This is a genomic window from Pseudoduganella ginsengisoli (genome assembly GCF_009720865.1).
GTDB classification, from domain to species: domain Bacteria; phylum Pseudomonadota; class Gammaproteobacteria; order Burkholderiales; family Burkholderiaceae_D; genus Rugamonas; species Rugamonas ginsengisoli.
In genome coordinates, this window is the sequence record NZ_WNLA01000030.1 from 46,194 (window position 1) to 53,073 (window position 6,880).

Sequence of the window (6,880 nt, forward strand, 5' to 3'; positions counted from 1 at the left end):
CTCTTAAAATTCGTAGCGGCCGGTGACGCCGACAGTGCGCGGCGTGCCGATCACCGCGTTGTAGGAACCGAAGTTACTGTTCCACATGCTGGTGTAATAGTGCTTGTCAAATGCGTTTTTCACCCACAGCGACACATCCCATGCGGCGCCCCGCGTGCTGCGCAAACCTACGGAAAAGTTGCTGACGCTGTACGCCGGGATCTTCGAATATTCCGATGCATCCAGCGTGCCATAAGTATCGGCGCGGTATGCATAGTTGGCGTTCACGTACGCCTGCAAGCCTTCACCGGCGCGGTGCGCGTACTGCGCGCTGGCATTGGCGATCCAGCGCGGCGCATTGACCAGCGCATTGCGCCCGGACAGGTCGCAGAACGTGGCGCTGCGCTCAGGCGGGCATGGCGCATTCGTGTATTTCAGGTAGCTGGCGTCATTGAATGACACGTTCGAGCGCAGCGTCAGGCCGCGCGTGGGCGTCGCCACCAGTTCCAGTTCCACGCCGCGGGTACGCACATCGCCCGCATTGGTCAGGTACGACGTGCGGCTGACCTGATCATAGGCATTGCTCTGGTAACCGTGCACGATGGTGGCATACACATTGCCATTCAATTGCAGGTTGTTCTCAAACCATTGCGACTTGACGCCCGCTTCAAACGCGTTGGCGCGCTCCGTTCCCACCAGCAGCGATGCAACGCCGCCTGCCCCCGGCACGGACAAATTGATGCCGCCGGATTTCTCGCCGTGCGACAGGCTGGAATACAGCAGCACGTCATTGTTGACCTTATAGCCTGCGTTCAGCAAAGCAGTCGGACTGTTTTGCGACAACTGCACGTCGCCTGAATCAAATGCGCCATAGCGGGCATTACGGGATGCCAGCGCGGCGCCCGTGACGGCCGGGCCAACCGGCGCATTGCGGGTGATGCGGGCGCCCTTGTCTTCATACGTGACGCGGGCGCCGGCCGTGATATCGAATTGCGCCGTCGCGTGCCACGTCGATTGGGCAAACAGCGCATAGCTGTCGACATCGAGCGATGCGGGCGCCGTGCTGGTGACGTTGGACCACGCGCCGGCCGGCGTGCCGTTATACAAGTCGTTCAGTGGACCATTGACGTTGAAGGAATTGTTCGACAATTTCTGGCGGTAGTAATACGCGCCAAACACGGATTCCAGCGGCTGGCCGGACGGCGTAGCCCAGCGCAATTCTTGCGTGAATTGCTTGTGGCGCGCGGAGGCGCCGGCATTCAGCGTCACCGGCACGTTCAAGCCATCATCATTTTTCGGCGTGAAGTTCCAGAAGCGGTAAGCCGTCACCGACGTGAGTTTGGCATCGCCGGCAAAAGTCCAGTTCGCTTCGGCCGATGCGCCGCCCTGGCTGACTGCCACGTGCGATCCCGTATCGAGGTTGACGGCGCGGTCGCGCGCATCCAGCACGGGCGACGCGCCCACCAGTTTGGCCTGCGTCAGCACTTTGCCGCTGGGGCCTGCACTGTAAAACACCAGCGTGCCATTGTTGGAATCTTCTTCGTGGTAATCCGCAATCACGCGCAAGTTGAAATCGCGGCCCTGTTCCACCAGCGCCTGGGCGCGCACGCCATGCCGGTCGCCGCCCTGCACCTTGCTGCCATCGTAGCGGTTCGTGATATAGCCATCGTCACGCGATGCATAAGCCGTCAGGCGTCCTGCCACGCCATCGCTGATGGCGCCATTTAATACCAGGCGCCCCTGCTTGTGGCCATATTGGCCGTATGACAGGTCGGCGCTGCGCTCCGTATTGAAGGCCGGCTTTTTCGTCGCGATATTGAGCACGCCGGCCGTGGTGTTCTTGCCGAACAGCGTGCCTTGCGGACCGCGCAGCAATTCCAGCTGGGCAATATCGAGCGCGTCGAACGCTGCCATGCCGGGACGGGCCAGATACACGTTATCCAGATAGACGCCGACGCTGCCTTCCAGGCCATCGCTGGCCGGGTTATTACCGAGGCCCCGTACGGCAAAACTCATTTGGCGCGCATGCACATAATTGACGGTGGTGCTGGGCAGCAGTTGCGGCAAATCCTGCACGCGGTAAGTACGGCTGCCATCCAGTACATCTTCGCCCAGCACGCTCATAGGCGTCGGCACGTTTTGCGAACTCTCCACGCGGCGGCGCGTCGTCACGAGGATGGTTTGCACGGCGCCGGCTGCGCCAACGGCTGCGGAACCGCCCACGGTTGTATCAGCGGCCGTGATTGCCGACGTATCGTCAGACAAACCTCCGGCCGCTGCGGCCACGGCGGTGGCAATGGCTGCCGCCGCATGCGATTGCACGGGTTGAATCAGCGCCAGCACTGCCAGCGCGATGGCGCTGGGCTGCAATGCCCGCGCGCCTTGTTTTACTTGATGCGATACCACGATTTATCCCTTTGCTCTTGAATATTTTTGGCAAAGCTGCGCCCTGCCCTGCTATCCACAAGGCGCGCTTTGCTTGATTAGGTAGTCTGGAAAATCAGTGCTGGCCGGCGACTTTCACACCGCTGTCCGCGTTCTGCGCGGCCACGGGTTTTTCCGAACGGGGCGTCCCGGCCGGCGCCCAGTCATACGGCACGGGTTGCGCGCGGTAGACCCAGTTGGTTTTCACGGTTTTTCCCGCGCCGCCCACGGCGGAGTTGCCGAAGTACGGGCTGACGTATTCCCACACGATGTCGCCCTGCGGCGTGACCTGGAAGAAGCGGCCATTCATGCCTTCATCCACCAGCGTATTCCCGTTGGGCAGGCGGCGTGCGCTGCTGATGAACGCACTGTAGAAGCTCCACAGCGTCTGGCCGGAGTTGGCGGCCGTGTATTGCCACACGATTTGCTTCGTGACGGGATCGATTTCCAGCACCCGCGAGTGAGGGAACATGCCGGGGCTGACTTTCGGGTAGCCCGCTTCGCCCTGGTTGTCAAACACGAGCAGGTTGCCCGCACCCGGCAGACCTGGCGGTATCACGTGCGCATCGTGCAAGCCGATGATCTGGTCCACGGGCCGCGGCACGCTGGTGGGGCCAATCGCGGGATAATCCGGCCCCAGGTTCCACACGACTTTGCCTGTCTTCTTGTCAATGATGATAATGAAGTTCGCTTCACGTGAATTAATCAGCACGTTATCCGGATGGAAGCGCGTATCGCCCTGGTCATACCATTTGTTCGGGCCCACTACCGACATGTTATTGACGTGCAGGTAATCGACTGCCGTGGCGCCATTGCGGGGCTGCGCCGCGCGCACCAGTTTCAGCGCTTCCGGCGAAAAGCCGAATTCTTCGACGTGCTCGGACGCCACCCACTTCCACACCACATCGCCTTTCGGCGTGACTTCATAGATCACGTCGTCCAGCACTTGCGCAGCCTTGAAGCCCGCCACCGCGTGCACCTGGTTCGCCAGCACCAGCGTATTGCCGTTCGGCAGACGGCGCCAGTCATGGTGCTGCTTCACGCCGCCCTGCGGCGACCCTGTACTTTGCACGGTGGCCGACGCATAAGCATCCTGCGCACCTTCGCCCCACTGCCATACAACCTTGCCGCTCCAATCCAGTTCACCGATAGCCTTGTTGCCCAGGCCATTGCCGGAAGCGGCGCCTGGCGCGTTGGCCAGCTGTAGCAAGATGTTGCCGCGCTTGCCGCCGGCCAGCACGGGGTCCAGCAAGACAGGCGGGAAGCCGACGTGCTGCCACTGGTGCACTTCATTGCCATTCATGTCGATCAGGTGTGTTTTGCCATCCTGGCCGCTGAACACCGTATAGCCATTCCAGGCGCGCGCCGGTTCATAGCGCGTGACGCCGGTGGGATAAACGCTGGGCGCCGCGCTTGCCGTGGCCGCAGCAAAGGCGCAAGCCATCGCGGCGCACATCATGGCGAATTGCCGTGCGCGGCGCGGACGGCCTTTACCTTCAGGGGAAACTGCTGCGGGCAATGCAAACATCGGTAGCTCCTTGGTGGTTATCAAACAGTCAGTGCATCTTACGCAGCACTCCATGTTGCAAGCCACGAATTAATTCGCATACGGATATTTACAGCGGCCGCATTTGAAAAGTACAAATGCGATGGAAGGATGGCAGGCTGCCGGCTAGCGCGGCACGATGGCGTAAGCCAGCTGCTCCGGCGAATAGTACTTATTAAAGTGGCGCCACAGCACGCCTTTGCCCAATGCGGCAAACAGCGTCCGCAATGTGCGCTGGTCAGCCGGCGGCAGCGAACGGCGCGATATATATGCGCCGCTTTCCGTCATCGGCATCCCTGCCAATGGCTGGAATGCCAGATCCGCGCCGATACCGTCCATATCAGCGGCGCCCTGCAGCGCGGACAGGAACAGTGGCGGCACATTGATGGTGAAGTCGGCCCGTCCCGCGCGCAGCAAGCGGCCCGCCGTCACCAGGTCATTGACATAGTGGATGCGCTGCTGCGCTTCCAGTTCGCGCAGCAGCGCATTATATTCATTGCCAAATGCATAGCTGCGCACTGCCACGCCCATCAACTTTTTTTGCGCCAATAATTCACCCACGCTGTCTGCGCGGATGGCGCGCTGGCGTACCGTGATCAGTTCGACCTTCCACTTCATCATAGGAATGAACATGGCGTCCCTGTCGCGCTCCGGCGTGCGCGACGCGGGTACCAGCACATCCGCCTCGCGCGACTGCATGAACTGGTACGTCAGCCGGGCACGCGGCATCACGGGAAATTCGAACGTGCACCCCATGCGCGCACCCAGTTCACGCAATGCATCGGGAATCGCGCCGGATACGTCTTCGTCTGAAATGATCACGCTGGCCCCGGTCGGTGCGGCCGGTACGCGGATCGTGCGCGAACAGCCGGCGTGGGCCGCCGCCAGCGGCGCCAGGATCAATAATGATGCCAGCAATGAAGAAACAATGCGCATGTGCATCATTCTAGCCCGCCCTGCCGCGCCACAAGGGAGTTGCCCATTATTTAGGCAAAACACTGGAAAACCCGCAGAAATGCCAGCAAATAAATTAAAAAAGGCTAGGCAAACCGGAATCATGCCGCTATAATCTCGGTCTCTTGGCCTGGTAGCTCAGTTGGTAGAGCAGAGGACTGAAAATCCTTGTGTCGGTGGTTCGATTCCGCCCCGGGCCACCAAGAACATCCCAAGCAAAACGCCAACCCATGCAGGTTGGCGTTTTTGTTTGTGCGGCAAGAAGGCTTAGTGCCAAACCCGGTAAGATCGTCCCCCCACAATAAAATAGACTTCGACCGGCTGAGCCAGGCCCAAAGGGTCTATCTTCCTGAATTCCTGAACGGCTTCCCGGACAATTTGCTGCGCCAATTCCAATAGCCAAGGTGCATCCGTTACGTCAACGGTCACGACCAAGTGGTCCTGGCTGCCTTTGAGTCTACTTGCATAATATTTGCTGAACTTGCCGGCTATGGCGTTCCGGATGGAGTTGATGGTCTCAGTTTTTTTCTTGTCGTGCTCGGGGCCCGGATTAAGTACAACCTTACCTCGCGCAATCGAGATACCTTCCTTTCGGAAGTTATCGCCAACGATCCGGTGTCCAACGTAATCGGGGCTGTCCTCGCCGTGTTTCAACGCCGCAGGCCCAGGCGAAAGGGCAACAGGCGTATTCCGGTCGAACCACAGCGCTTTTGCCGAAACATATTCGGACAGCTTCTTGATCATATTCCTGTCGGTGACGTCGTATTTCCTTAGAAATTGCGCCACCAGCGCAGCCGTATCCGATGGGGAAACTGCTGGATTGACAATATCGCGAATCAATTCGGCGATGTCGCGGTCAACCGCCGCCTTGCGCTCTGCAAGAAGAAGTTCGCGCGCTCGTTGCACTGAGACGCTATGCTTGCGGGCGTATTCGGCAACGGATTGCTTCGCGGTTTCTTTTGGCAGTTCGTATATAAACTTAAGTGGAGGCAATCCACCACGAATCACCCGCTCGTTCCAGGTCTTGGACCAGAGTGCGTGGTATACAATCCGGTTGTATTGGTATATGTCGCGCCAGGCCCGTTCCCAGGCAGCCAGCCGCTCCATCGCTTGTGCGAACTCCAACTTGCCTGCCTCACGTTCCGCACGGTCAAACTCGGGATCAGCGGCGCGCCGGATTTCGTATTCTTTCGGCAGGTAGCCTGTCTCCCGGTAGTGGCGCTGCGCGGCTTCCTGCGCTTCGCGGTCACGATCGGCTTGTTCCTGTTTCTGGCGCAACGGGCTCCCGGGCAAGGCGAAATCGGGACGATTGATCGAATGCGGTTGAGGAAGCGCAGCAACAGGGCGGTTGGCCATTTCAATCCTGATTGGTTAATAAATACCCCTGGCAGGATATCACCCAATCTGCAGGCAAATTGCACAGATTGTCACACTGTGCCGCGCTCCGCGCAGACTGCTTTGCATCACCCGTGATGGCGTTTGTTATTTCCGGCGCGCCCAGCCTGCCCGCTGCGCGGCCCGCTCCCCTTCCGCATCCAGCGCCTGGCCGGCCATGCGGGCGTCGATCGCATCCAGCACTGCCGCCGGCATGGCGTTGCCGGCTTGCCGGTATTCGCCTGCCGGCCCCTGTTCCACTTCCGCCACCACCGGCAATGTCCATTGTTCCCCTTTGCGGCATGCCAGCCCAGCGGCAGTCCCGCTGGTGAAGCTGCGGCACAGCGCGCCATCTTTCGCAGCGAAGGTGACGCCGATGCGCACAGCCGCGTTGCCGGGCGCGCTGCTTGCCAGTTGACTGGACAAGGCGTCCGCCAGCGCACCTGTCGCCACCAGCGCGCCGCCGGTGCTGGCCACGCCGGATTGGCCACCGCCCAGCAGCACACTGCCAGCCAGCACCCCGATTGCCAGCGATGCCGCCATCCCGCCCCATTCCGCCCACGACCACGCGCGGCGCGGCGCACGGGCGCCGGCAAGATCCGC

Annotated in this window: 4 protein-coding genes, 1 tRNA gene and 1 pseudogene; 1 reads left to right on the forward strand and 5 read right to left on the reverse strand. The window is 60.6% G+C overall.

What is annotated here, in order from left to right:
* Positions 1–3 precede the first annotated feature (3 nt).
* The 3 genes from GM668_RS27410 to GM668_RS27420 form a co-directional block, all read right to left on the reverse strand.
* Positions 4–2,385 (reverse strand): TonB-dependent receptor, encoded by a 2,382-nt coding sequence (locus GM668_RS27410; RefSeq protein ID WP_371868790.1) that lies wholly within the window; start codon positions 2,383–2,385, stop codon positions 4–6.
* Between the two features lie 94 nt (positions 2,386–2,479).
* Positions 2,480–3,931 carry an aryl-sulfate sulfotransferase gene (locus GM668_RS27415; protein ID WP_229499990.1) on the reverse strand — a complete coding sequence of 484 codons (1,452 nt, stop codon included), beginning with the start codon at positions 3,929–3,931 and terminating at the stop codon, positions 2,480–2,482.
* Positions 3,932–4,075: 144 nt separating this feature from the next.
* On the reverse strand, positions 4,076–4,885 hold the full coding sequence (locus GM668_RS27420; RefSeq protein WP_170305871.1) for a substrate-binding periplasmic protein: 810 nt from the start codon (positions 4,883–4,885) through the stop codon (positions 4,076–4,078).
* A 145-nt stretch (positions 4,886–5,030) separates the two neighbouring features.
* On the opposite strand from GM668_RS27420, the gene GM668_RS27425 reads away from it, so the two are divergent.
* Positions 5,031–5,106: transfer RNA gene (locus GM668_RS27425), tRNA-Phe, on the forward strand.
* Between the two features lie 64 nt (positions 5,107–5,170).
* On the opposite strand, the gene GM668_RS27430 is transcribed toward GM668_RS27425, so the two are convergent.
* Together GM668_RS27430 and GM668_RS30645 are read right to left on the reverse strand one after the other, a co-directional pair.
* Positions 5,171–6,259, reverse strand: a complete 1,089-nt coding sequence (locus GM668_RS27430) for a hypothetical protein (protein WP_155442150.1) — start codon at positions 6,257–6,259, stop codon at positions 5,171–5,173.
* A gap of 126 nt (positions 6,260–6,385) precedes the next feature.
* Positions 6,386–6,880: pseudogene (locus GM668_RS30645) on the reverse strand (hypothetical protein); the annotation flags it as partial.